This window comes from Bacillus xiamenensis (genome assembly GCF_000300535.1).
GTDB lineage: Bacteria > Bacillota > Bacilli > Bacillales > Bacillaceae > Bacillus > Bacillus xiamenensis.
This window is the reverse complement of sequence record NZ_AMSH01000001.1, coordinates 25,672-49,347: the sequence shown is the minus strand read 5'-3', so window position 1 is coordinate 49,347 and position 23,676 is coordinate 25,672. Positions and strand designations below refer to the sequence as shown.

Here is a 23,676-nt window from a genome sequence, read left to right as displayed (position 1 = left end):
CGATTAATTGACACGATGGAGGTGAAGAAATGTCAGGAGAAGTGCTTTCCCAGAATGAGATCGACGCATTATTATCCGCCATATCAACAGGCGAAATGGATGCAGAAGAGCTGAAAAAAGAAGAAACGACGAAAAAAGTGAAAGTGTATGACTTTAAACGTGCACTGCGCTTTTCAAAAGACCAGATTCGAAGTTTAACAAGAATTCATGATAACTTCGCTAGACTGCTCACCACACACTTTTCAGCGCAGCTAAGATCATATATTCAAATTTCTGTCAGCTCAGTTGACCAAGTACCGTACGAAGAATTTATTCGTTCGATTCCTAATATGACATTATTAAACTTATTTTACGTCAGCCCGCTTGAAGGAAGAATCATGCTTGAAGTCAATCCAACGATTGGCTATGCCATGATGGATAGGCTGATGGGCGGGATTGGCATTAGTCATAATAAGACAGAATCACTTACAGAAATTGAAACAAAGATTATCTCAAACATGTTTGAGGGAGCTTTGGAAAACTACAGAGAAGCGTGGCAGTCCATAACCGACATCGAGCCAGAAATGGCAGATTTCGAGGTAAATCCCCAGTTTGTTCAAATGGTGTCACCAAACGAAACAGTTGTCGTCATTTCTCTTAATACACAAATTGGTGAGGTGAGCGGGGTTATTAACCTGTGTATCCCTCACGTAGTATTAGAGCCTATTATTCCGAAGCTGTCTGTACACTACTGGATGCAGTCTGAACGAAATGAACCGAAACAAGAAGAAACAAAGGCCATTGAAAAACGGATTATGACGGCAAAAATACCGGTAGTCGCAGAGCTTGGACAATCGGAAATGACGGTGGAAGAGTTTTTGAATTTGGAAATTGGTGATTGTATTGCCTTGGACAAACCAGTAAATGCGCCTCTTACTGTTATGGTCGGAAATAAACCGAAATTCTTGGGACAGGCCGGCCGCGTGAATCGGAAACAGGCGATTCAAATTCTAGATCACGACATAAGAGGTGAAGAAGATGGAGAATAACGGAAGTAAATTATCACAAGATGAAATCGATGCGCTCCTAAAAGGAGGCAGTAATGACGATATAGAGCCTGATACAGTCCTTTCTGCAATGGAACAAGATGCCATTGGAGAAATCGGAAATATTTCATTTGGTAGCTCTGCAACAGCACTTTCAACCCTATTAAATCAAAAAGTGGAGATTACAACTCCAACTGTCACAGTGATTCAAAAAAGCAAGCTGAATGAAGAGTTCCCTCATCCGTATGTCGCTATTGAAGTGAATTATACGGAAGGCTTTAGCGCAAGTAACCTGCTTGTCATCCAACAAACAGATGCGGCGGTCATTGCGGACTTAATGATGGGCGGAGATGGAACAAACGCTGATCCGTCGTTAAGTGAAATTCACTTAAGTGCAGTGCAAGAAGCGATGAACCAAATGATGGGTTCTGCAGCGACATCTATGTCAACAGTCTTTAATAAGAAAATTGATATTTCTCCGCCGCGTGTTGAGCTACTCGATGTGAAAGAAGGAGAAGGGACAGACCGAATTCCAGCTGAAGAATTGCTTGTCAAAGTGTCCTTTAGATTAACGATAGGTGAACTCATAGATTCAAATATTATGCAGCTTTACCCTATTACGTTTGCGAAGGATTTGATCGCAGAATTAACAGACCCAGCAGGGGAAGAGGCTGTTCAAGAAACGCCGCAAAGTACACCTGAACCTCAGCAGGCAGCTCCGCAAATACAATCTGCTCCAATGCAGCAATCGGCACCTCCGAAAAGACAGGCGAAGCCAAAGTCAGCAGAGCCTGTAAATGTGGCGCCAGTTGAATTTGAAGCATTCAGTGAGCCTCAGCATACAACAAGCCAGCTCGGTAATCTTGATATGCTGATGGATATTCCACTTTCCATTACGGTGGAGCTTGGAAGAACGCAGCGCAGTGTGAAAGAAGTGCTTGAGCTTTCTGCTGGAAGTATCATTGAGCTTGACAAACTTGCAGGTGAGCCAGTAGACATTCTGGTCAACAAACGAATCGTCGCCAAAGGAGAAGTTGTTGTCATTGATGAGAACTTTGGTGTACGTGTGACCGACATTTTAAGTCAGTCTGAAAGACTTTCTAATTTAAAATAAACAAACATATAGGGAGAGAATAAGTAAATGGCTACTAAGGTATTAATCGTAGATGATGCAGCATTCATGAGAATGATGATTAAGGATATTCTTGTAAAAAACGGATTTGATGTAGTAGGAGAAGCGGAAAATGGCTTACAAGCTGTTGAAAAATATAAAGAAACATCTCCTGATCTAGTCACAATGGATATCACCATGCCAGAAATGGACGGGATCACAGCATTAAAAGAAATTAAACAAATCGATGCTTCTGCAAAAATCATTATGTGCTCAGCGATGGGACAACAATCAATGGTTATTGATGCCATTCAAGCAGGTGCAAAAGACTTTATCGTGAAGCCATTCCAGGCAGACCGTGTACTTGAAGCAATTAATAAAACGTTAGGCTAAAAAAGGGTGTAAGACTTGTTGAAAAAACGTTTGATATGTATAGCAATGATCAGTTTTATGCTTTTCTTGACAGTGCAGCCTGCCTCACTGTTCGCTGAAACGAAAGATCCAGAAAACGGCACAGTGAGTGAATGGATCAAAGATAAGAAAGAAAGCACCAAGGATACAGAAGAGAAAACCACTGATAATCAAACGAATCCGGCAGAAGAAGTTCCCTCTTCTTCTGTCTCCATTATGGATTTTGTCAAGATGATTGGTGCCTTACTTTTTGTCATCCTGCTCATTTATGGGTTGGTGAGATTTGTTGGTAAACAAAACCGCTTACTCAAACCATTTCGATATGTTGAAAATATTGGCGGAACCACGGTTGGTCAAAACCGTTCGGTCCAGCTGATCAAAGTGGGCAAACGAGTATTAGTTGTCGGCGTAGCGGACTCAATCCAGCTGCTAAAAGAAATTGATGACGAACAAGAATGTGAAGCGATTGTGAAACAATACGAAGAAGCGATGGAAAGCAAGACAGATTTACCAAAGATGGTACAAAAATTGACATCGCAGGTGAAGAAACATGATCAGTCAGCCACTTCTTCTTTTTCAGCCAATTTAAAGGCGCAGTTAGCCGAATTGAAAAAGACCCAATCAGAAGTCAGAAAGAAAGGCCCGAAACAAAATGAATGAGTTTATCGATTTATTTAATTCCAGCGGTGCAGGGAATATCAGCACGTCTGTCCGTCTTCTTTTACTTTTAACCGTATTTTCGGTTGCACCAGGCATTCTCATTTTAATGACCTGTTTTACACGGATCGTGATTGTTCTTTCGTTCGTGAGAACATCACTTGCAACCAACTCAATGCCGCCAAACCAAGTGCTTGTTGGACTTGCTCTGTTTCTTACATTTTTTATCATGGCACCCACGTTCTCACAAATTAATAAAGAGGCACTCACGCCGCTTTTAAATGATGACATCACGTTAAACCAAGCGTATGAAAAGGCTGAAGTGCCAATTAAAGAGTTTATGAGTAAACATACGAGACAGAAAGATTTGGCTTTATTTCTTAGTTACGCAAAAATGGATACCCCTGAATCGATTAAAGATATTCCATTAACAGCGATGGTACCAGCTTTTGCTATTTCAGAATTAAAGACGGCATTTCAAATTGGTTTCATGATCTTTATTCCATTTTTAATTATTGACATGGTGGTCGCAAGTGTCCTGATGTCGATGGGGATGATGATGCTACCACCGGTTATGATATCGCTCCCTTTCAAAATATTGTTATTTGTTTTAGTCGATGGATGGTATTTGATTGTCAAATCTTTGCTGCAAAGCTTTTAGAGTAGGTGCTTAAAACATGAGTTCAGAATTTGTCATTACGATGGCTGAAAGATCAGTGTATGTTGTATTGCTTGTCAGCGGGCCGCTTCTAGCGCTCGCACTAATCGTGGGACTAATTGTCAGTGTGTTTCAGGCGACAACCCAAATCCAAGAACAGACGCTTGCGTTCATTCCTAAAATTGTTGCAGTGCTCATTGGCCTTGTTGTGTTTGGTCCGTGGATGCTTTCGACCATTGTGTCCTTTACGACAGAGCTATTCTCGAATTTAGATCGATTTGCAGGTTAAACAGCGATGTCAATCATAGAATTATTTCCTGCTTTTCTTCTCGTTTTCATTCGGATCACCGCTTTTTTTGTGACAGTACCGCTTTTAGCACATCGAACGATACCAGCAGTCCACAGAGTTGGTTTCTCTCTGTTTTTGGCTGTCATTAGTTTTAGCACGATTAAAGAGCCGCCAACACTCGACATCGACGGTCTTTATATGATGCTAGCGGTGAAAGAAGCCATGGTCGGACTTCTCCTTGGGCTGATTGCATATATCATGGTGTCCGCTGTTCAAATTGCCGGCTCATTCATTGATTTTCAAATGGGTTTTGCGATCGCCAATATTATTGATCCGCAAACAGGAGCGCAAACACCGCTGATGGGGCAGTTTTTTTATACAGTGACACTGCTGTTGATGCTGGCAACAAATGCACACCATTTGCTGCTTGATGGAATCTATTACAGCTTTCAATATATTCAAGTTGATCAGTATGCGCTGAACTTCGGCAGTGAATCCTTTGCTTACTTTATCGCAAAGAGCTTCAACCAAATGTTCATCATTGCCTTTCAAATCTCGGCACCTGTTGTCGCTAGTTTGTTTTTAGTCGATTTGGCATTAGGCATTGTGGCACGTACAGTTCCACAAATGAACGTATTTGTTGTTGGACTTCCTATTAAAATGGGTGTGAGTTTTATTATGATCATCATCTGTATGGGCGTCATCTTCGGGGTCGTCCAACATACATTTGAAACGATTGTGCTCACCATGAGGAATTTCTTAGCATTGGTCGGTGGTTCGTCATGATGATAAGACTTAGGCTAGACTTGCAGTTTTTCGCAGGTGAAAAAACAGAAAAAGCAACGCCGAAAAAAAGACGGGATTCACGTAAAAAAGGACAGGTTGCCAAAAGTACCGATGTCAATACAGCCATCTCATTTCTACTAATCTTTTTATCATTCTTTTTTATTGGGCCTTTTATGAAAGAGCGTATGATTGCGCTCATTGAACGTTTTTATTCAACAACAATGCTAATGAAAGTTAGCACATCTAATATTCACCAGCTATTCATGGAATTGCTTCAAGAGACAGCGCTCCTCCTCATGCCAATTCTTGGTGTCGGTATGCTGGCAGGGGTCATCAGTAACTATTTACAAGTCGGCTTTCTCTTTTCACCAGAAGTGATCAAACCGAAATTAGAAAAGCTTGATCCAATCAAAGGGTTTAAACGGATATACAGTATTCGAGCACTCGTAGAGCTATTAAAATCCATCTTGAAAATTGGATTTGTTGGCTTTGCGACATTCATCGCACTATGGATGCACTTTGACGAAATCCTTCGGCTCCCTCTATTAACGGCAGAGGAAACCCTCCATTTCGTTGCAAATATGACGCTGATTATGGGGTTATATGCTGCAGGTGCACTTCTCATCTTAGCAGGGCTCGATTACATGTATCAGAAATTTGATTATGAAAAAAACTTACGGATGTCCAAACAAGACATCAAAGATGAGTATAAAAAATCTGAGGGTGACCCGCTTATAAAATCAAAAATTAAACAGAGGCAGCGGGAGATGGCCATGAGACGGATGATGCAGGAAGTCCCAAAAGCGGACGTCATCATTACGAACCCGACCCACTACGCAATTGCCTTGAAATATGACGAAGAAAAGATGGACGCTCCTTTTGTTATCGCAAAGGGAACAGATATTTTGGCTTTGAAAATTAAAACCATTGCGAAAGAGCACGATGTCATGACAGTAGAAAACCGGCCCCTCGCCCGTGCACTCTATGATCAGGTGGAAATCGATCAAGCGGTGCCAGAAGAATACTTTAAGGCAATCGCAGAAATTTTGGCTTACGTATATAAAACGAAACAAAAGATTTTATGAATTTTTGGTTTTAAAAGGAGAGAACAGGCATGTCAGCAAGAGATTTATCTGTTTTATTCAGTGTTATTTTAATTGTGGCGATGCTGGTCATACCATTTCCGCCCATTCTATTAAGTATTTTAATCATTATTAATATTTCTCTTGCGCTTATCGTGCTTCTCACCACAATGAACATGCAAGAACCACTGCAATTTTCCATTTTTCCATCCTTGCTTTTGCTCTTAACGCTGTTTCGTTTAGGGCTTAACATCTCGACAACACGTTCAATCTTAGCAACTGGAGATGCTGGAAAGGTTGTAGAAACATTTGGTTCATTTGTTGTTGGAGGAAATATACTCGTTGGTCTCGTTGTTTTCCTTATCCTGATCATCATTCAGTTTATTGTTATCACAAAAGGGGCTGAGCGTGTATCAGAGGTTGCTGCAAGGTTCACACTTGATGCGATGCCAGGTAAACAAATGAGTATTGACGCAGATTTAAATGCAGGAATGCTGACAGAAAGTGAAGCAAGAAACCGCCGTGAAAAAGTAGCGAGAGAAGCAGACTTTTATGGTGCGATGGACGGGGCGAGTAAGTTCGTTAAAGGGGATGCCATCGCAGGTATCATCATCGTTATTATCAATATTATCTTTGGAATCATCATTGGGATGCTTCAGCAAGGCATGTCGATTCAAGAAGCAGCTTCCCACTTTACGTTGTTAACAGTAGGGGATGGAATTGTCTCTCAAATTCCTGCACTTCTCATTTCAACAGCGACAGGGATTGTCGTTACGAGAGCGGCTTCTAATGGAAACCTTGGTTCAGATATTACGAGTCAGCTCTTTGCCTTCCCGCCTATGCTTTACGTTACAGCAGGAACGATTTTCCTTCTTGGTTTGTTTACTCCGATCGGTGTACTTTTAACAGGACCAATCGCAGCTTTACTTGCACTCGGGGCTTACATGATGTCGAAAAATAAACAAGATCAAGAAGAAATTGAAGAAGTACTGGAGGAGCAGGCAGAGGTAGAAGAGATGAAAAGCCCAGAAAGCGTTATTCATCTCCTGCAAATGGATGCCATTGAGTTTGAATTTGGCTACGGTTTGATTCCGCTGGCTGATGCCAATCAGGGCGGCGATCTGTTAGATCGAATTGTCATGATCAGAAGGCAGCTTGCCCTTGAATTAGGGCTCGTCATTCCAGTTGTCCGAATTCGCGACAATATTGCGCTGAATCCAAATGAATACCGGCTGAAAATAAAAGGGAACGAAGTGGCAAAAGGTGAGCTGCTGCTTGATCATTACTTAGCAATGTCCCCAACGCCTGATGATGATCCGATTGAAGGAATTGAAACAATCGAACCATCCTTTGGCCTGCCGGCTAAATGGATATCAGAAGCAGAAAAAGATCAGGCTGAAATGCTTGGTTACACAGTTGTCGACCCAGCATCTGTTGTGTCTACTCATATCACAGAGAAGATTAGACAAAATACACATGAACTGCTTGGTCGCCAAGAAACGAAGCAATTAATCGATCATCTGAAAGAAAATTACCCTGTCTTAGTGGATGAGGTGACACCTAATCCGCTGGCAGTCGGCGATATCCAAAAGGTACTTGCAAAGCTTTTGAAAGAAAAGGTCTCTATTCGAAACCTTGTCACCATTTTTGAAACCCTTGCAGACTACGGAAAATTAACGACTGATACAGACTTGCTGACAGAGTATGTCAGACAGGCGCTGGCAAGACAGATTACCGCACAGTATGCAAGAGAAAATGAATCATTGAAAGTCGTGACATGCTCAGGCCGAGTTGAAAAGGTGATTGCTGACAGCGTTCAGCAAACGGAGCATGGGAACTACTTATCGTTAGATCCAGAATCCTCTGAAAGTGTGATTCAATCAGTGGCGAGAGAAATTGAACAGCTTTCGCTTCGTCAGGAAACGCCGGTTCTATTATGCTCACCTTCTATAAGAATGTACGTGAAGCAGTTGTTAGAAAGATATTTCCCAGATTTGCCGGTACTATCTTATAACGAACTAGAAGCAAATGTGGAAGTACAGAGCATCGGAGTGGTGGATATCTAATGAAAATGAAAAAAATCACAGCGAATTCTATGCAGGAGGCAACCCTTCAAATTAGGCAACAGCTTGGGAAAGATGCCGTCATTTTAAATTCGAAAACCGTTGTCAAACGAAAGCTGTTCGGTTTAAAGAAACAGCAAATGGTCGAAGTGATTGCGGTACTGGATCAAGATTTTGAAGAAAGAGCTGGTAAAGGATTACATCCAGCCGCTACTCCTATCCCGGTGTTACCGAAAAAGGAGCAGACTCAGCAGCTGGCACGAGAGTTGCCTGCTGCCGCTCAACCAATCAAAGCAGCTCAGCCTTTAGAATATGCAAGAAACGAGCGGCATGTTGGAATCTTACCTGATTCTCTGAAGAAGATGGATCAAAAGCTAAAGGATCAAGGTCTTGATGATGAGATCCGAGATGAATGTTTAAAGGGCCTTTTAACAAAAGGTGCTGTTCAGGAAGATCAGGTTGAAAAAGAGCTTGAAAAACTGCTCACAGAGATGCTGCCGGCTCACCCCTCAGATGAGCCGATGATTCGTTCGAAATACATTGTGCTGTTTGGCTCAACCGGCGCCGGTAAAACGACAACCATTGCAAAACTGGCGGCTAAAACGGCCATTCAGCAGCAAAAGAAAGTCGCTTTTATCACAACAGATACGTACCGGATTGCCGCAATCGAACAGCTGAAAACATATGCTGAACTGCTGAATGCCCCGCTTGAAGTTTGTTATTCAAGAGAGGATTTTGTAAAAGCGCAGCAGACTTTTAAAGACTATGATCATATTTTCATAGATACAGCAGGCCGTAACTTTAAAGAAGAGGCGTATATCAAAGAGCTGACAGATATCATACCGTTTGACGAAAGCATACAAAGTTTTCTTGTCATGAGTGCGACATCAAAGTATCAGGACATGAAAGCCATGGTCAAACGTTTTGAGCACGTTCCGATCCAGCAATTTATTTTTACCAAAGTAGATGAAACAGACACGATGGGAACCATCTTTCAAATCATTGCAGAATCTCAAATTGGGCTCGGCTTTTTAACAAATGGACAAAATGTGCCTGAGGATATTCTTGAGAGCTCTCCCCTTGATTTAACAAGGATGGTCTTACAATGATGAAGCCTGACCAAGCGGAAGGTTTAAGAAAACTTGTTCAGCAGAGTCAAATGATCATGCCGGCTCCTCTTGGTGCAAACGGACAAGCGAAAACCATTGCAGTCATGAGCGGTAAAGGCGGGGTAGGTAAATCGAATTTGACGCTGAATATGGCACTGTCTATTGCAGGTACAGGGAAGCGAGTGCTCGTCATTGATCTTGATTTCGGCATGGGGAATATTGATATTTTACTAGGCAAAACGTCAACTAGCTCTATATTAGACGTTCTCGTCGGGAAAAAATCCTTACAAGCGGCTATGACAAAAGGAGCTGACAACCTTTATTACATTTCTGGCGGTAGTGGACTTGAACAGCTGTTTTCTTTAGATAAAGATCAATGGTCGTTCTTTTTAGAAGAGATGGAGAACATGATGCATAACTTTGATTGTATATTTTTTGATATGGGTGCAGGCTTGTCAAAAGATCAACTGCCTTTCGTTTTATCGGCAGGAGAAGTGGTGGTCGTGACGACGCCAGAACCAACATCCATCATGGATGCTTACAGTGCAATTAAGCACTTGGTCATTCATCAGTTTGAACAGTCTGTGCAAATCATTGTCAACCGGTGTAAAACCTCTTCAGAAGGACCTGAAACCTACCGGAAATTGGCTGGAGTGGTCACATCATTTCTACACAGAAAGCTTGTGTTCGCTGGTGCAGTGCCTGATGATCCTGCGGTTCCTAAAGCAGTAGCTGAACAAATTCCATTTTATATAAAGCAGCCTCATTCAAGGCTGAGTAAAACCATTAAAATGCTGGCAGAAACACTTTATCATCAGCAGATAAGAGAGGCACGGAGAGAGCAGCATACGTTTATAGATAAGTTGTCCTCTTTTTTTAAAAGGAGGAAGGTGGACTCATGATTAGAGTGCTTGTAGTAGATGACTCGGCCTTTATGCGAAAGCTCATTAGTGATTTCCTAAGTGCCGAGCAAGAAATTGAAGTCGTCGGAACGGCGCGTAATGGGGAAGATGCCTTAAAACGGATCAAGGAATTGAATCCAGATGTTGTCACACTCGATGTGGAAATGCCTGTTCTAAATGGAACAGAAGCATTAAAACAAATTCTGGCTGAACACGACCTTGCCGTCATTATGGTGTCAAGCCAGACGAAGCAAGGGAAGGATTTAACCATCCACTGCTTAGAGCTCGGTGCCTTTGACTTTGTGACAAAGCCTTCAGGAAGTATTTCGCTCGATTTACACAAGGTAAGAAGCCAAATTGTTGAGCGGGTACTTGCGGCTGGCCTGGCCAGGAAACGTCCTGAGAAACCAGTCACTCCGAAGCCGGTCATGAAGCCGCCAAGCCCGGTGGCGGCCCCCCGTCCGCAAGAAGGAAGAAGCGGCTCATTCCGAAAGATTATTTCAATCGGAACATCTACGGGAGGGCCAAGGGCGCTTCAACGAGTTGTCACGAAGCTACCAAAGGACATAGAGGCGCCAATTTTAATTGTGCAGCATATGCCGGCAGGATTTACGGCATCTCTTGCTGCTAGGTTAGATCATTTATCCCAAATTACGATTAAAGAAGCACAAGATGGAGACATCGCTAAAAACGGAGTGGCATACATAGCTCCTGGTGGAATGAATATGTCACTTCATGAACAAGGGGCGGCTTTAGTGATCAGGCTGTCCCAAGAAGACACTGACAGCCGTCACAAACCGTCTGTTAACTATTTATTTGAATCCATCAGCAACATAAAAGGTTACGAGAAAATTGCTGTCATTATGACAGGAATGGGTAGTGACGGTACAGAGGGTGTCAAAAAAATGGTCGCAAGCGGTCATACAAAAGTCATTGCAGAGAAAGAAGAATCATGTGTTGTTTTCGGAATGCCTAAATCAGTCATTAAAGCAGGTCTTGCACATGAAACAAGGCATGTGGATGACATCGCACATGCAATTATAAGCTCCATGAAAAAAGAGAGGGCGTGAACACGTTGGATGTAAACCAATACTTAGATATCTTTTTAGATGAAAGCAGAGAACACTTACAAACTTGTAATGAAAAACTTCTTGAACTAGAAAAGAACCCAACTGACTTGCAGCTAGTGAATGATATATTCAGAGCCGCTCATACACTGAAAGGCATGAGTGCAACGATGGGCTTTGATGATATGGCTCAATTAACGCATCACTTAGAAAACATGTTTGATGCCATCAGAAATGAACAAATGATTGTCACACCTGAATCAATGGATACCATGTTTGAAGCACTCGATCACCTTGAAGCCATGGTTCAATCGATTGCAGAAGGCGGGGATGGAAAACGTGATGTCACAGAGATTAGTAAAAAACTAGATGTGACAGGAAGCCATGCCGAGGCTGCATCTGCCGTTGAGACAGCTGATGAACCAGCTGCTGCTAAAGATTTAGACTATAACGAATTTGAACGAACAGTTCTTGATGAAGCGAGAGAACAAGGCTTTAAATGCTATGAGCTAACCGTGACATTAAGCGACGCATGCTTATTAAAAGCAGTTCGTGTCTATATGATTTTTGAAAGATTAAACGAAGTAGGCGAAGTCGTCAAAACGATTCCGAATGCAGAACTTTTAGAATCAGAAGATTTTGAATCTGAATTCAGCATATCTTACCTATCTAAACAGCCGATGGACGAAGTGAAAAAAATCGTGACATCGATTTCAGAGGTTGAACATGTTGATATTTCTGAAGTCTCCGCATTTGAAGAAACGGCCCCGGCTGAAAAACAGGAAGCAAAACCTGAGCAGAAGAAAGAAAAAGCATCCGTTCCTGCTCCTAAAGCGCCAGCAAACGATGCGCCAAAAGCAAATGGCAATAACGGTGCAGCAGCCGGCGGGACGAAAACCATTCGTGTGAACATCGACCGTCTAGATTCTCTCATGAACTTATTTGAAGAACTTGTCATTGATAGAGGGCGTTTAGAACAGATTGCCAAAGAGCTTGAAAACAACGAACTGACCGATACAGTCGAAAGAATGACACGTATTTCCGGAGATCTTCAGTCGATCATTTTGAACATGAGAATGGTACCTGTAGAAACTGTGTTTAACAGGTTCCCTCGAATGATTCGTCAATTGACGAAAGAGCTCAATAAGAAAATTGAACTCATCATTGAAGGCGCTGAGACGGAGCTTGATCGAACAGTGATCGACGAGATTGGAGATCCACTCTTGCACTTACTCAGAAACAGTCTCGATCACGGGATTGAATCACCAGAAGAACGTGTGAAAAAAGGCAAGCCAGAAAAAGGAACCGTCCTATTAAAAGCCTACCATAGCGGAAACCACGTCTTCATTGAAGTAGAAGATGATGGAGGCGGGATTAACCGTAAAAAGGTGCTTGAAAAAGCATTAGAGCGCGGGGTGATTACAGAAAGGGAAGCGGAAACACTTGAAGATCACCAAATTGATTCACTGATCTTTGCAGCAGGGTTCTCTACAGCTGATACGATTTCTGACATCTCAGGACGTGGTGTAGGTCTTGACGTCGTGAAAAACAAGCTGGAATCATTAGGCGGTTCTGTGAGTATCAACTCAACAGAAGGACAAGGCTCACTGTTCTCAATTCAGCTTCCACTCACATTATCAATTATTTCCGTCCTTCTTGTGAAGCTGGAAGAGGAAACCTTTGCGATTCCGATTTCTTCTATTATTGAAACGGCTGTGATTAAGAAAAGTGATATCCTTCAAACGCATGATCGTGAAGTGATTGATTTCCGCGGATTTATCGTACCGGTTGTGTACCTAAAGAAACAGTTCAACGTACCAAATGCGAATGAATTAGAGGAAGAACTGCATATCATCGTTGTCCGTAAAGGAGACAAGCTGACAGCATTTGTGGTCGATTCGTTTATTGGTCAGCAAGAGGTTGTGCTGAAATCACTAGGAGATTATTTACCAAATGTATTTGCGATATCAGGCGCAACAATCTTAGGTGACGGTCAGGTTGCACTCATCGTTGACTGTAATGCACTGATCAAGTAAAAAACAATAGAGGAGCGGTCTGAAATGAGTACAGATATCAAAACTGGCGAAAAGATGATTGTGTTTATCGTAAACAAAAAAGAATACGCCATTTCAGTATCAGAAGTAAAGTCCATTGAAAAATGGCAGCAGCCGACGAGAGTTCCTGGCGTTGCCCCTTATATATGCGGTGTCATTAATCTTCGCGGTGTCGTGACACCTGTGATTGACCTTAGAGTGAGGCTTGGATCAACTGACAACGCCATCACAGATGAAACAAGAATGATTATCGTACAAGTTGGTGACATTGAAGTCGGCTGGATTGTTGATGAAGCAAATGATGTCATTACTGTCCATCAGGATGATGTAGAAACTTCTCCTGATTCAGCTGAAAAAGAAGGATTGTCATGGGTGACAGGTATTATTAAGCATGATCAGCGTCTATTTAATATCATTCATGCTGGTGCTGTCCTCGACAAGAGCGTGCAAGATGCACCTGTTCATTAAGGGGGATGTGAAATGAGCATTTTCAGTGAAATTCAAGATGAACAGCTAGATATATTAAGAGAGGTTGGGAATATTGGAGCAGGCCATGCCGCGTCTGCTCTTGCCAACCTATTAAATCGCAAAATCGATATGGCTGTTCCTTTTGTCAAAGTTCTCTCGTTTGAAGATTTAATGGATTTCTTTGGTGGTGCAGACCTTCCAGTTGCCAGCATCTTTCTGAGAATGGAAGGTGATTTATCCGGCTCGATCTTTTTCATTATGCCGTTTGAGCAAGCAGAGCAATTTGTCAGAGAGCTTGTTCAGGACCCGTCATTTGATATTGATACGATCCATGAACACGTGCTAGGGACGTCAGCGCTTCATGAGCTGGGGAATATTTTAGCAGGCTCTTATTTATCAGCTCTTGCAGATTTAACCAAATTGCAGCTTTACCCAAGTGTTCCGGATGTCACCCTCGATATGTTCGGGGCTGTCATAAGTGAAGGGTTAATGCAGTTTAGTCCTCTCGGCGATCAGGCGATTGTGATTGATACATCTATTTTCGATGATCAAAATAAGCAAGAGCTGAAAGGAAATATGTTTCTACTGCCAGACTTTGAATCGTTTGAAAAACTCTTCAAAGCATTAGGTAACCTATAATGAACGTGCAGACTCCGGCAGTTGTAAAAGTTGGTATTGCAGATGTTCAGCTTGTGAAATCACCGGACCGTATCCGGACATCCGGTCTTGGTTCTTGTGTAGGACTTGTCCTCTTTGATCAAGAGAAAAAATTGGCAGGTCTTGTCCATGTCATGCTTCCAGACTCATCCCTTGCAAAAGGGGCTGTAGAGAACTTGGCTAAATATGCAGATACAGGTGTCAAGCATACAATTGATCTGCTCTTAAAAGAAGGAGCGCGCAAACATGCGCTAAAGGCGAAGCTTGCTGGCGGCGCAGAAATGTTTAAGTTTAAGTCAACCAATGATCTCATGAGAATTGGACCTAGAAACGTATCAGCTGTTAAAGAACATCTGTCTCTTCATCATATCCCGATCATTAGTGAGGACACAGGCGGCAGTAATGGACGTACGATTGAATTCGATCCGCTGACGACAGAGCTTGAGATCCGCACTGTGAAGCAAGGCATTATGAAGATATAACTAAGGAAGTATAGGGGGAGAAAGATGCAATCCTTAAATTACGAAGATCAGGCGCTATGGGCTAGATGGAAAGAGTGGAAGGACCCAGCTGCTGGAGATGATCTTATGCGCCGCTATATGCCGCTCGTCACATATCATGTTGGAAGAATTTCCATCGGTCTCCCGAAGTCAGTGCATAAAGAAGACTTGATCAGTCTAGGGATGCTCGGTTTATATGATGCCCTTGAAAAATTTGACCCAGGAAGAGATCTGAAGTTTGATACTTATGCATCCTTCAGAATCCGCGGGGCCATCATTGACGGTCTTCGTAAAGAGGACTGGCTGCCTCGTACATCAAGAGAAAAAACAAAAAAAGTAGAAGCGGCTATTGAAAAGCTTGAACAGCGTTATTTGCGAAATGTGACGCCAACAGAAGTTGCTGAGGAGCTCGGCATGAGTGAACAAGATGTTGTCACAACGATGAATGAAGGGTTCTTTGCGAATTTGCTCTCAATTGACGAGAAGCTACATGATCAAGAAGACGGAGAAAACGTCCAAGTCATGATTCGCGACGAAAAGTCAGTGACACCTGAAGAGAAAATGCTGAAAGATGAATTAATTGAACAGCTTGCTGAAAAAATGACAGAGCTTTCGGAAAAAGAAAAGCTTGTGATTAGTCTTTTCTATAAAGAGGAATTGACGTTAACGGAAATCGGTCAAGTGCTCAACTTATCTACCTCCCGCATTTCGCAAATCCATTCAAAGGCATTGTTCAAGCTTAAGCACCTGCTTGATAAAGCCATTCAATCTTAAAGAGTTAGTGAGTGAAAAAATATGCTATGGCTGATTAGCTTTATGCTACATGCTGCACTTATTTATTTTGTGATCATTTTATACACGAGAATGAATTCGCTGAAGGCAACAGAACAAAAACAGCGAGAGCTTTTAGAAGAAACGGAAAATACCCTGGCTGCATTTTTGATGGAAGTTAAAGAAGAGAATGAAAAACTATCAAAAGCGGCAGCCACTTCCCCTGATTTTTCTGCTGAAGAGCTGAAATCGGATCTTCAGACACCAAAGCAGCCACAACCACCAATTGAATCCCAGCAATCGGTAGAAAGTGAAGATCCAGTACCAGCGCACCTGTCAGCTCTCCTAAGCGAAGTTGAGGTGCAGGAAGAAAAGGTAAACGAGCCCGTTCCGCCTCTTGAAACAGAAGCTTCTGCGCCTTCTGAAAGTAAAATAGAAGAAACCTTCGGGGATCAAGTAAAGACCTTATATGATCAAGGGCTATCATTAGAAGAAATAGCGAAAAAATTGAAAACTGGCAAGACAGAAATCGAGCTTTTATTAAAATTTAGCGGAAAGCTGTAAAGGTTTCTTGATTGTCAGTCCATCATGTGTTATATTATTTCTTGGTGTTAAATACACACGCTTAATGATTCATATGAAGGTGCTGCCGTGGCGCAGTTTTATGTGAACATGACTTAAGCGGAGGAAAAAAAACCATTATATTAGGAGGCAACAACATGTCAGTTATTTCTATGAAACAATTGCTAGAAGCTGGTGTTCACTTCGGCCACCAAACACGCCGTTGGAACCCAAAAATGAAACGTTACATCTTTACAGAGCGTAACGGTATCTACATCATCGATCTTCAAAAAACGGTGAAAAAAGTAGAGGAAGCTTACAACTTCACGAAAAACCTTGCTGCTGACGGAGGAAAAATCCTTTTCGTTGGTACGAAAAAACAAGCACAAGATTCAGTGAAAGAAGAAGCAATCCGTTCTGGTATGTACTATGTAAACCAACGCTGGCTTGGTGGAACATTAACAAACTTTGAAACAATCCAAAAACGCATCAAGCGTTTGAAAGATATTGAAAAAATGCAAGAAAACGGTACATTCGAAGTTCTTCCTAAGAAAGAAGTCGTTCAACTGAAAAAAGAACTAGAGCGTCTTGAGAAATTCTTAGGCGGAATCAAAGACATGAAGACTCTTCCAGATGCACTTTTCATTATCGACCCTCGTAAAGAGCGTATTGCAGTTGCAGAAGCTCGTAAACTAAATATCCCAATCATCGGTATCGTTGACACTAACTGTGATCCAGACGAAATTGATGTTGTGATCCCTGCAAACGATGATGCAATCCGTGCTGTAAAACTTCTAACTGCTAAAATGGCAGATGCGATTCTTGAGTCTAAACAAGGCGAAGAAGAAGCTGTTGTAGAAGAAACGACAGAAACTGAAACAACAACTGCGTAACCTATTCAAAAGGTGATAAGAGGGAAATGCCTTTTATCACCTTTTTTTCACCTAGTAATCCGTGTTTTAACATAGAAGGAGGAAATGTAAAATGGCAATTACTGCTCAATTAGTAAAAGAACTGCGTCAAAAAACTGGTGCAGGTATGATGGATTGTAAAAAAGCGTTAACAGAAACTGATGGTGACATCGACAAAGCAATCGATCTTCTAAGAGAAAAAGGGATCGCAAAAGCTGCGAAAAAAGCAGACCGTATTGCGGCAGAAGGATTAACTCTTATTAAAACTGACGGCAACACAGGCGTGATCCTAGAAGTGAACTCTGAAACTGATTTCGTTGCGAAAAACGAAGGATTCCAAACACTTCTAAACGAGCTTGCTGATCATTTACTTGCTGCTAAACCTGCAACAATTGAAGAAGCTCATGCGTCTAAAATGGAAAACGGTTCAACAGTTGAAGAGCATATCACATCTGCTATTGCGAAAATCGGTGAGAAAATCACTCTACGCCGTTTCTCAGTGATCACAAAAGAAGATAACGCTGCATTCGGTTCTTACTTGCACATGGGCGGACGCATCGGTGTATTAGCAGTTCTTAACGGAACAACTGACGAAGAGCTTGCTAGAGACATTGCAATGCACGTTGCTGCTGTAAACCCTAAATACATTTCTCGTGACCAAGTGTCTGAAGAAGAAGCAAACCGTGAGCGTGAAGTATTAACACAGCAAGCGCTTCAAGAAGGTAAGCCTGAAAATATCGTTGCTAAAATGGTAGAAGGCCGTCTAAACAAATTCTTCGAAGAAATTTGCTTACTTGACCAAGCATTCGTTAAAAACCCAGATGAAAAAGTGAAACAAGTTGTCGGTGCGAAAAATGCAACTGTTCAAACTTATGTTCGCTATGAAGTGGGCGAAGGGATCGAAAAGCGTCAAGACAACTTTGCTGAAGAAGTCATGAGCCAAGTGAAAAAATAATGTTTGAAAAGCTCTCTGGGGCTTTTTTAGGGAGCACAAGCACTGTGTTCCCTATTTTTTAGAGGATATTGATTTACAAAAGGCGGTTTCTTACGCATAATAAGAGACGGTATAGTTTACACTTGGAGGTTATCATGAGCAAACCGAAATATAATCGCATTGTACTGAAGCTAAGTGGTGAAGCACTTGCAGGTGATGCTGGTAATGGAATTAACCCAACTGTCATTCAATCAATCGCAAAGCAAGTAAAAGAAATTGCAGAACTTGATGTTGAAGTTGCAGTCGTTGTAGGCGGTGGAAACCTTTGGCGCGGTAAGACAGGCAGTGACTTAGGAATGGACCGTGCAACAGCAGACTATATGGGCATGCTTGCAACAGTGATGAATTCGCTGGCATTACAGGACAGCCTAGAGACGCTTGGCATTCAGTCTAGAGTACAAACCTCTATCGAAATGAGACAGGTTGCAGAGCCATACATAAGAAGAAAAGCGATCCGTCACCTTGAGAAGAAACGTGTCGTCATTTTTGCTGCAGGTACTGGTAACCCTTATTTCTCTACAGATACAACAGCAGCACTTCGTGCAGCTGAAATTGAAGCAGATGTCATTTTAATGGCGAAAAATAATGTAGACGGTGTCTACAGTGCTGATCCTCGTACAGATGCGGATGCAGTAAAATATGATAAGCTTTCATATCTTGATGTTCTAAAAGAAGGGCTTGCTGTAATGGATTCTACTGCGTCCTCATTATGTATGGACAATGACATTCCATTAATCGTCTTCTCCATTATGGAAGAAGGAAATATTAAACGTGCCGTAAGCGGCGAATCAATTGGAACGATCGTGAGGGGGAAATAACGTGTCAAAAGAAGTGTTGAACCAAACAAAAGAAAAAATGGAAAAAGCCGTTCAAGCATACGGACGCGAACTAGCAACGGTTCGTGCTGGTAGAGCCAATGCTTCATTGCTAGATAAAGTGACAGTGGATTATTATGGTGCACAAACACCGTTAAACCAAATTGCGTCAATCACAGTGCCAGAAGCACGTATGCTGATTATCACACCTTACGATAAAACAGCAATCGGTGATATCGAAAAAGCGATTCAAAAATCTGACCTTGGTATCACACCAACAAGTGACGGAAACGTGATCCGTATTGCGATCCCAGCACTCACAGAAGAAAGACGTAAAGAGCTTGTAAAAGTTGTGAGAAAATACTCAGAAGAAGCAAAAGTAGCTGTTCGTAATGTTCGTCGTGATGCAAACGATGATTTGAAAAAGCTTGAGAAAAATGGGGAGATCACTGAAGATGAATTAAGATCATCTACAGAGGATGTCCAAAAATTGACAGATGAATATGTCGCTAAAATTGATGAAGTGACAAAAGATAAAGAAAAAGAAATCATGGAAGTTTAAGAAAAAACTATGTACAATAGATAATAGTGAAAAGACCCTCTTCATGTTTACAGGGGGTTTTTTTGTTAATACTGTTGATGACTATATTATTAGCGGGAACGCAACCTTTTTGGGTGATGGAGGAATCTCATGCTCAATATACTCAAAAATTGGAAGAATCAGCAAACAGCAGCTTCCAACTTAGAAAGCTTGACAAAAGAAGACATATTAAATGGAGAAATTCCTGAACATATCGCCATTATCATGGATGGGAACGGAAGATGGGCGAAAAAACGTGCTCTTCCACGGGTAGCCGGACATCATGAAGGAATGAAAGTCGTCAAGCGCATGACGAAGCTTGCAAATGAGCTGAATGTCAAAGTGCTGACTTTGTATGCTTTTTCTACAGAAAATTGGAAACGTCCAAAACTAGAAGTAGACTTTTTAATGAAGCTTCCTGAAGAATTTTTGAACATCTACCTGCCTGAACTCATTGAAGAAAATGTCCGTGTGCGCTTAACAGGTGATCCAGACGGCCTCCCGCCGCATACAAAAAAAGCGGTAGAGAACGCAGAAAAGAGTACGGCCAATAACGACGGACTCATTTTAAATTTTGCGCTCAACTATGGAGGGCGTACAGAAATTGTCTCCGCTTGCAGACAAATTTCTGAAAAAGTCAAAGAAGGTAAGCTTAGAGCAGAAGACATCACAGAAGAGATGTTTTCAGCTTATTTAATGACAGAATCTCTTCAAGATCCAGATTTGCTTATTCGCACGAGTGGAGAAATTAGATTAAGCAACTTTATGCTTTGGCAAATTGCGTACAGCGAGTTTGTCTTTACGGATGTGCTTTGGCCTGACTTTTCTGATAAGCATCTCATAGGCGCTATCGGAGAGTACCAGCGCCGCGGCCGGAGGTTCGGTGGAATTTAGAGGGTGGTGCAGATGAAACAAAGAATTTTGACGGGTGTTTTGGCAGCTGCAGTGTTTTTGCTTGCAGTCATTTATGGACAAATGCCATTTACCTTGCTGATTTATTTAATGGGAAGTGTTGCTCTTTTTGAGCTTCTTAGAATGAAAAAGATCTCGATTTTCAGCATTCCTGGAATTGTCAGCTTAATATTGCTTTGGCTTTTAATGGGAGGAGAAAACAGCTTCTTTCCGAACGTAGACGCATCCAAAATGCAGATTGCTTTATTTGCAGTCTTAATCCTTTTAACCTATACAGTTTTGAGCAAAAACTCTTTCACATTCGATGAGGTTGCTTTTGTTATATTAGCCACATTATATATTGGCGTGAGTTTCTATTATTTTATCCAAATTAGAGGCTTATATGGCATGAGTGCGATCTTCTTCGCAGCGGTGATTATTTGGTCCACTGACTCAGGTGCCTATTTTATAGGGAAGTCTATGGGGAAACGAAAGCTTTGGCCAGAAATCAGCCCAAACAAAACAGTAGAAGGATTTATCGGTGGAATCGTCACAGCGGTCGTGCTGTCACTTGTGTTTCAGGCGGTTACAGGATTTTTGCCATCATACCTGCTCGTTATGTTTATTACCCTTTTGCTAAGTATTTTTGGACAGCTTGGTGACCTTGTGGAATCTGCTTTAAAGCGTCATTATCATGTGAAGGATTCGGGGACAATACTTCCTGGTCATGGCGGGATTTTGGACAGGTTTGACAGCTTTTTATTCGTTCTGCCGTTTTTATATTTACTGCTGGCCACGTTTGCCGGCTAACCTCATAGAAACTAATTGAACGAGAGAAGGAGTGGCAATTTGAAACATATTTCGCTATTAGGCGCAACAGGATCAATTGGAGAGCAAACATTAGATGTGATCAGGCAGCACCCAGACAAATTCAAGCTGAAAGCGATGACGTTTGGCCGAAATGTAGATAAGGCTATTCCCATTATTGAACAATTTCAGCCTGAATTCGTTGGGTGTATAAACGAAGAGACTTATCGCATCTTAAAAGGTCATTCTTTTGAATACGATGTCAAGATGGCTGCCGGTGATGAAGCGAACATTGAGGCAGCGACCTATGATGCAGTGGACGTTGTGGTCAATGCACTTGTAGGAAGTGTTGGGCTTGTTCCAACATTAAAGGCTATTGAACAAAAAAAGACAATCGCACTTGCAAATAAGGAAACACTTGTGACAGCTGGTCATATAGTAAAAGAGTACGCCAAAAAATATGACGTGCCTTTACTTCCTGTCGATAGTGAACACTCCGCTATTTTTCAATCTTTGCAAGGTGAACAAGCTAAAAACATTGAACGATTAATTGTGACAGCTTCAGGTGGCAGCTTCCGAGATAAAAAACGAACGGAACTTGAAGGTGTAACTGTTGAAGAAGCACTAAATCATCCGAACTGGTCCATGGGAGCGAAAATCACCATTGATTCAGCGACTATGATGAATAAAGGGCTCGAGGTGATTGAGGCGCATTGGCTGTTTGATATCCCATATGATCAAATTGATGTGCTGTTACATAAAGAGAGCATCATCCATTCCATGGTCGAATTCCATGATAAAAGCGTCATGGCTCAGTTAGGTACACCTGACATGAGGGTTCCGATTCAATATGCGCTCACTTACCCTGACAGAGCGCCATTAAAAGAAGCGAAATCATTGAACCTTTGGGAGATTGGACAATTGAATTTCCAAAAAGCGGATTTTGACAGGTATCGCTGCTTACATTTTGCTTATGAATCAGGTAAAATAGGAGGGACAATGCCTACTGTACTTAATGCAGCAAATGAAATAGCCGTTGATGCATTTCTAAAAGGCAAAGTAACGTTCCTGCAAATTGAAGAATTGATTGAAAAGGCACTGATCAGACATCATGTGATTTCAAAGCCTAGTTTGCAAGATATCCATGAAGTGGACAAAGATACACGAGACTTTGTTCAATCAATCCTCGCATAAGGTGGTATGTTCGTGAATACAGTGATTGCGTTTATTATTATTTTTGGGACGCTCGTTTTTTTCCACGAGCTTGGCCATTTAATTATGGCGCAGCGCGCAGGCATTTTATGCCGCGAGTTCGCCATTGGTTTTGGGCCGAAGATTTTCTCCTTTAAACGAAAAGAAACCGTTTATACCATCAGACTTCTGCCAATCGGCGGATTTGTCAAAATGGCGGGAGAGGACCCTGAAGTCATTGAAATTAAACCAGGTCATACAGTAGGGCTCTTATTCAATGAGCAAAATGAAGTAGAAAAAATCATTTTAAATGATAAAGAGAAATACCCGGATGCACTTGTGATCGAAGTCGAACAGATTGATTTAGATCATTCGATGAGAATCTCAGGATATGAAGCTGGAAATGAAGATATCCTAACCGGTTACAATGTCAGTCAAACAAGCTTCTATATTGCAGATGGTGAAGAAATTCAAATTGCGCCATACAATCGTCAATTTGGTTCAAAAACGGTATGGCAGCGTATTAAAGCCATTGCAGCTGGACCGATTATGAACTTTATTTTGGCCTATGTGATTTTAGTGGCTTTAGGTTTTATTCAAGGTGTAACTGTGGATGATCCTGTACTCGGTAAGCTCACAAAGGATGGCCGAGCGGCGCAAGCTGGACTCATGCAGGGAGATCACATCATTTCAATTAACGGGGATAAAATGAATTCTTGGACAGACGTTGTCCAAACGGTTCAAAAAAACCCTGATAAAAAAATGAATGTCGTCATTGACCGAGACGGCAAAAAAAGCACAGTTCAAGTTGTACCAGAAGCTGTGAAGGCAGATGGAAAAACCATTGGCCGCTTCGGCTCTTATCCGCCAACGGAAAATGGATTTCTAAAAGTCATTTCATCTTCAGGAACGACTGTCATATCAACAGCAGGGCTGATTTTAACGAACTTGCAAAAGATTGTCACAGGACAATTTTCACTAGATATGCTGGCAGGTCCTGTCGGAATATATGACATGACAGGAGAAGTAGCAAAACAAGGTGTATTAACATTAATGCAGTTTGCTGCGTTCCTTAGTATCAACTTAGGAATCGTGAATTTGTTGCCGATTCCTGCATTAGATGGAGGACGTTTACTCTTCTTATTTGTCGAAGCCATTCGCGGCAAACCAATTAATCGAGAGAAAGAGGCACTTGTTGTCTTCATTGGTGTTGCGTTCCTCATGCTATTAATGCTAGTAGTTACGTGGAATGACATCCAGCGATTATTTTTATAAAAATCAATGTCTCTTGTTTCTCATCATGGGAAACAAGAGTT

At 41.8% G+C, this 23,676-nt stretch carries 26 protein-coding genes; all 26 read left to right on the top strand.

Annotation, left to right across the window (positions count from 1 at the left end):
- Nucleotides 1–29 precede the first annotated feature (29 nt).
- Nucleotides 30–1,028 (top strand): flagellar motor switch protein FliM, encoded by a 999-nt coding sequence (fliM, locus tag BA1_RS00235; protein WP_008354483.1) that lies wholly within the window; start codon nt 30–32, stop codon nt 1,026–1,028.
- Nucleotides 1,018–2,139, top strand: coding sequence for a flagellar motor switch phosphatase FliY (fliY, locus tag BA1_RS00230; RefSeq protein ID WP_008354482.1), 1,122 nt, complete (start codon nt 1,018–1,020; stop codon nt 2,137–2,139). Before fliM ends, fliY begins: the two co-directional genes overlap by 11 nt.
- A 27-nt stretch (nt 2,140–2,166) precedes the next feature.
- A complete protein-coding gene (locus BA1_RS00225; protein ID WP_008354481.1) occupies nt 2,167–2,529 on the top strand; it encodes a response regulator in 363 nt (120 codons plus the stop codon).
- A gap of 18 nt (nt 2,530–2,547) precedes the next feature.
- Nucleotides 2,548–3,207, top strand: a complete 660-nt coding sequence (fliZ, locus tag BA1_RS00220; protein ID WP_008354480.1) for a flagella biosynthesis regulatory protein FliZ — start codon at nt 2,548–2,550, stop codon at nt 3,205–3,207.
- Entirely contained in the window at nt 3,200–3,865 is a 666-nt protein-coding gene (gene fliP / locus BA1_RS00215) for a flagellar type III secretion system pore protein FliP (protein WP_008354479.1), read from the top strand. Before fliZ ends, fliP begins: the two co-directional genes overlap by 8 nt.
- A 16-nt stretch (nt 3,866–3,881) precedes the next feature.
- Nucleotides 3,882–4,151 carry a flagellar biosynthesis protein FliQ gene (gene fliQ, locus BA1_RS00210; RefSeq protein ID WP_003211206.1) on the top strand — a complete coding sequence of 90 codons (270 nt, stop codon included), beginning with the start codon at nt 3,882–3,884 and terminating at the stop codon, nt 4,149–4,151.
- A gap of 6 nt (nt 4,152–4,157) precedes the next feature.
- A complete protein-coding gene (gene fliR, locus BA1_RS00205) occupies nt 4,158–4,937 on the top strand; it encodes a flagellar biosynthetic protein FliR (RefSeq protein ID WP_008354478.1) in 780 nt (259 codons plus the stop codon).
- A gap of 2 nt (nt 4,938–4,939) precedes the next feature.
- On the top strand, nt 4,940–6,022 hold the full coding sequence (gene flhB, locus BA1_RS00200; protein WP_034738129.1) for a flagellar biosynthesis protein FlhB: 1,083 nt from the start codon (nt 4,940–4,942) through the stop codon (nt 6,020–6,022).
- A 29-nt stretch (nt 6,023–6,051) separates the two neighbouring features.
- Complete coding sequence (flhA, locus tag BA1_RS00195) at nt 6,052–8,085, top strand: flagellar biosynthesis protein FlhA (RefSeq protein ID WP_008354476.1); 2,034 nt, start codon at nt 6,052–6,054, stop codon at nt 8,083–8,085.
- Nucleotides 8,085–9,191, top strand: coding sequence for a flagellar biosynthesis GTPase FlhF (flhF, locus tag BA1_RS00190; RefSeq protein ID WP_008354475.1), 1,107 nt, complete (start codon nt 8,085–8,087; stop codon nt 9,189–9,191). The genes flhA and flhF overlap by 1 nt, the downstream gene beginning before the upstream one ends.
- Nucleotides 9,188–10,093 carry a MinD/ParA family protein gene (locus BA1_RS00185; protein ID WP_008354474.1) on the top strand — a complete coding sequence of 302 codons (906 nt, stop codon included), beginning with the start codon at nt 9,188–9,190 and terminating at the stop codon, nt 10,091–10,093. The genes flhF and BA1_RS00185 overlap by 4 nt, the downstream gene beginning before the upstream one ends.
- Complete coding sequence (locus BA1_RS00180) at nt 10,090–11,163, top strand: protein-glutamate methylesterase/protein-glutamine glutaminase (RefSeq protein WP_008354473.1); 1,074 nt, start codon at nt 10,090–10,092, stop codon at nt 11,161–11,163. The genes BA1_RS00185 and BA1_RS00180 overlap by 4 nt, the downstream gene beginning before the upstream one ends.
- 5 nt (nt 11,164–11,168) lie before the next feature.
- A complete protein-coding gene (locus tag BA1_RS00175) occupies nt 11,169–13,196 on the top strand; it encodes a chemotaxis protein CheA (RefSeq protein WP_008354472.1) in 2,028 nt (675 codons plus the stop codon).
- Nucleotides 13,197–13,220: 24 nt separating this feature from the next.
- Nucleotides 13,221–13,682 carry a chemotaxis protein CheW gene (locus BA1_RS00170; protein WP_008354471.1) on the top strand — a complete coding sequence of 154 codons (462 nt, stop codon included), beginning with the start codon at nt 13,221–13,223 and terminating at the stop codon, nt 13,680–13,682.
- 12 nt (nt 13,683–13,694) lie between these two features.
- Nucleotides 13,695–14,321, top strand: a complete 627-nt coding sequence (locus BA1_RS00165; protein WP_008354470.1) for a chemotaxis protein CheC — start codon at nt 13,695–13,697, stop codon at nt 14,319–14,321.
- On the top strand, nt 14,321–14,821 hold the full coding sequence (locus BA1_RS00160; protein ID WP_008354469.1) for a chemotaxis protein CheD: 501 nt from the start codon (nt 14,321–14,323) through the stop codon (nt 14,819–14,821). The genes BA1_RS00165 and BA1_RS00160 overlap by 1 nt, the downstream gene beginning before the upstream one ends.
- Nucleotides 14,822–14,845: 24 nt before the next feature.
- Nucleotides 14,846–15,613: a FliA/WhiG family RNA polymerase sigma factor gene (locus tag BA1_RS00155; RefSeq protein ID WP_008354468.1), complete on the top strand. Its 768-nt coding sequence runs from the start codon at nt 14,846–14,848 to the stop codon at nt 15,611–15,613.
- A 21-nt stretch (nt 15,614–15,634) separates the two neighbouring features.
- Entirely contained in the window at nt 15,635–16,174 is a 540-nt protein-coding gene (locus BA1_RS00150; protein ID WP_008354467.1) for a hypothetical protein, read from the top strand.
- 155 nt (nt 16,175–16,329) lie between these two features.
- Nucleotides 16,330–17,064, top strand: a complete 735-nt coding sequence (gene rpsB, locus BA1_RS00145; protein WP_008354466.1) for a 30S ribosomal protein S2 — start codon at nt 16,330–16,332, stop codon at nt 17,062–17,064.
- A 91-nt stretch (nt 17,065–17,155) separates the two neighbouring features.
- Nucleotides 17,156–18,037, top strand: a complete 882-nt coding sequence (tsf, locus tag BA1_RS00140; RefSeq protein WP_008354465.1) for a translation elongation factor Ts — start codon at nt 17,156–17,158, stop codon at nt 18,035–18,037.
- A gap of 134 nt (nt 18,038–18,171) precedes the next feature.
- The gene (gene pyrH / locus BA1_RS00135; protein WP_008354464.1) at nt 18,172–18,894 is read left to right on the top strand and encodes a UMP kinase; all 723 of its coding nucleotides are present in this window, start codon (nt 18,172–18,174) and stop codon (nt 18,892–18,894) included.
- A gap of 1 nt (nt 18,895) precedes the next feature.
- A complete protein-coding gene (gene frr, locus BA1_RS00130; RefSeq protein ID WP_008354463.1) occupies nt 18,896–19,453 on the top strand; it encodes a ribosome recycling factor in 558 nt (185 codons plus the stop codon).
- A gap of 129 nt (nt 19,454–19,582) precedes the next feature.
- Nucleotides 19,583–20,365, top strand: coding sequence for an isoprenyl transferase (locus tag BA1_RS00125; RefSeq protein WP_008354462.1), 783 nt, complete (start codon nt 19,583–19,585; stop codon nt 20,363–20,365).
- A gap of 12 nt (nt 20,366–20,377) precedes the next feature.
- A complete protein-coding gene (locus tag BA1_RS00120; protein ID WP_008354461.1) occupies nt 20,378–21,172 on the top strand; it encodes a phosphatidate cytidylyltransferase in 795 nt (264 codons plus the stop codon).
- Between the two features lie 39 nt (nt 21,173–21,211).
- Complete coding sequence (dxr, locus tag BA1_RS00115; protein WP_008354460.1) at nt 21,212–22,363, top strand: 1-deoxy-D-xylulose-5-phosphate reductoisomerase; 1,152 nt, start codon at nt 21,212–21,214, stop codon at nt 22,361–22,363.
- Nucleotides 22,364–22,369: 6 nt separating this feature from the next.
- Nucleotides 22,370–23,635, top strand: a complete 1,266-nt coding sequence (gene rseP, locus BA1_RS00110; RefSeq protein WP_145939381.1) for an RIP metalloprotease RseP — start codon at nt 22,370–22,372, stop codon at nt 23,633–23,635.
- Nucleotides 23,636–23,676 lie beyond the last annotated feature (41 nt).

What these genes read in the sequence shown, in the direction of transcription:
- fliM (WP_008354483.1), top strand. Translation starts at nt 30, where the DNA reads ATGTCAGGAGAAGTGCTTTCCCAGAATGAGATCGACGCATTATTATCC.
- fliY (WP_008354482.1), top strand. Translation starts at nt 1,018, where the DNA reads ATGGAGAATAACGGAAGTAAATTATCACAAGATGAAATCGATGCGCTC.
- BA1_RS00225 (WP_008354481.1), top strand. Translation starts at nt 2,167, where the DNA reads ATGGCTACTAAGGTATTAATCGTAGATGATGCAGCATTCATGAGAATG.
- fliP (WP_008354479.1), top strand. Translation starts at nt 3,200, where the DNA reads ATGAATGAGTTTATCGATTTATTTAATTCCAGCGGTGCAGGGAATATC.
- fliQ (WP_003211206.1), top strand. Translation starts at nt 3,882, where the DNA reads ATGAGTTCAGAATTTGTCATTACGATGGCTGAAAGATCAGTGTATGTT.
- fliR (WP_008354478.1), top strand. Translation starts at nt 4,158, where the DNA reads ATGTCAATCATAGAATTATTTCCTGCTTTTCTTCTCGTTTTCATTCGG.
- flhA (WP_008354476.1), top strand. Translation starts at nt 6,052, where the DNA reads ATGTCAGCAAGAGATTTATCTGTTTTATTCAGTGTTATTTTAATTGTG.
- flhF (WP_008354475.1), top strand. Translation starts at nt 8,085, where the DNA reads ATGAAAATGAAAAAAATCACAGCGAATTCTATGCAGGAGGCAACCCTT.
- BA1_RS00185 (WP_008354474.1), top strand. Translation starts at nt 9,188, where the DNA reads ATGATGAAGCCTGACCAAGCGGAAGGTTTAAGAAAACTTGTTCAGCAG.
- BA1_RS00180 (WP_008354473.1), top strand. Translation starts at nt 10,090, where the DNA reads ATGATTAGAGTGCTTGTAGTAGATGACTCGGCCTTTATGCGAAAGCTC.
- BA1_RS00170 (WP_008354471.1), top strand. Translation starts at nt 13,221, where the DNA reads ATGAGTACAGATATCAAAACTGGCGAAAAGATGATTGTGTTTATCGTA.
- BA1_RS00165 (WP_008354470.1), top strand. Translation starts at nt 13,695, where the DNA reads ATGAGCATTTTCAGTGAAATTCAAGATGAACAGCTAGATATATTAAGA.
- BA1_RS00160 (WP_008354469.1), top strand. Translation starts at nt 14,321, where the DNA reads ATGAACGTGCAGACTCCGGCAGTTGTAAAAGTTGGTATTGCAGATGTT.
- BA1_RS00155 (WP_008354468.1), top strand. Translation starts at nt 14,846, where the DNA reads ATGCAATCCTTAAATTACGAAGATCAGGCGCTATGGGCTAGATGGAAA.
- BA1_RS00150 (WP_008354467.1), top strand. Translation starts at nt 15,635, where the DNA reads ATGCTATGGCTGATTAGCTTTATGCTACATGCTGCACTTATTTATTTT.
- rpsB (WP_008354466.1), top strand. Translation starts at nt 16,330, where the DNA reads ATGTCAGTTATTTCTATGAAACAATTGCTAGAAGCTGGTGTTCACTTC.
- tsf (WP_008354465.1), top strand. Translation starts at nt 17,156, where the DNA reads ATGGCAATTACTGCTCAATTAGTAAAAGAACTGCGTCAAAAAACTGGT.
- pyrH (WP_008354464.1), top strand. Translation starts at nt 18,172, where the DNA reads ATGAGCAAACCGAAATATAATCGCATTGTACTGAAGCTAAGTGGTGAA.
- BA1_RS00125 (WP_008354462.1), top strand. Translation starts at nt 19,583, where the DNA reads ATGCTCAATATACTCAAAAATTGGAAGAATCAGCAAACAGCAGCTTCC.
- BA1_RS00120 (WP_008354461.1), top strand. Translation starts at nt 20,378, where the DNA reads ATGAAACAAAGAATTTTGACGGGTGTTTTGGCAGCTGCAGTGTTTTTG.
- rseP (WP_145939381.1), top strand. Translation starts at nt 22,370, where the DNA reads ATGTTCGTGAATACAGTGATTGCGTTTATTATTATTTTTGGGACGCTC.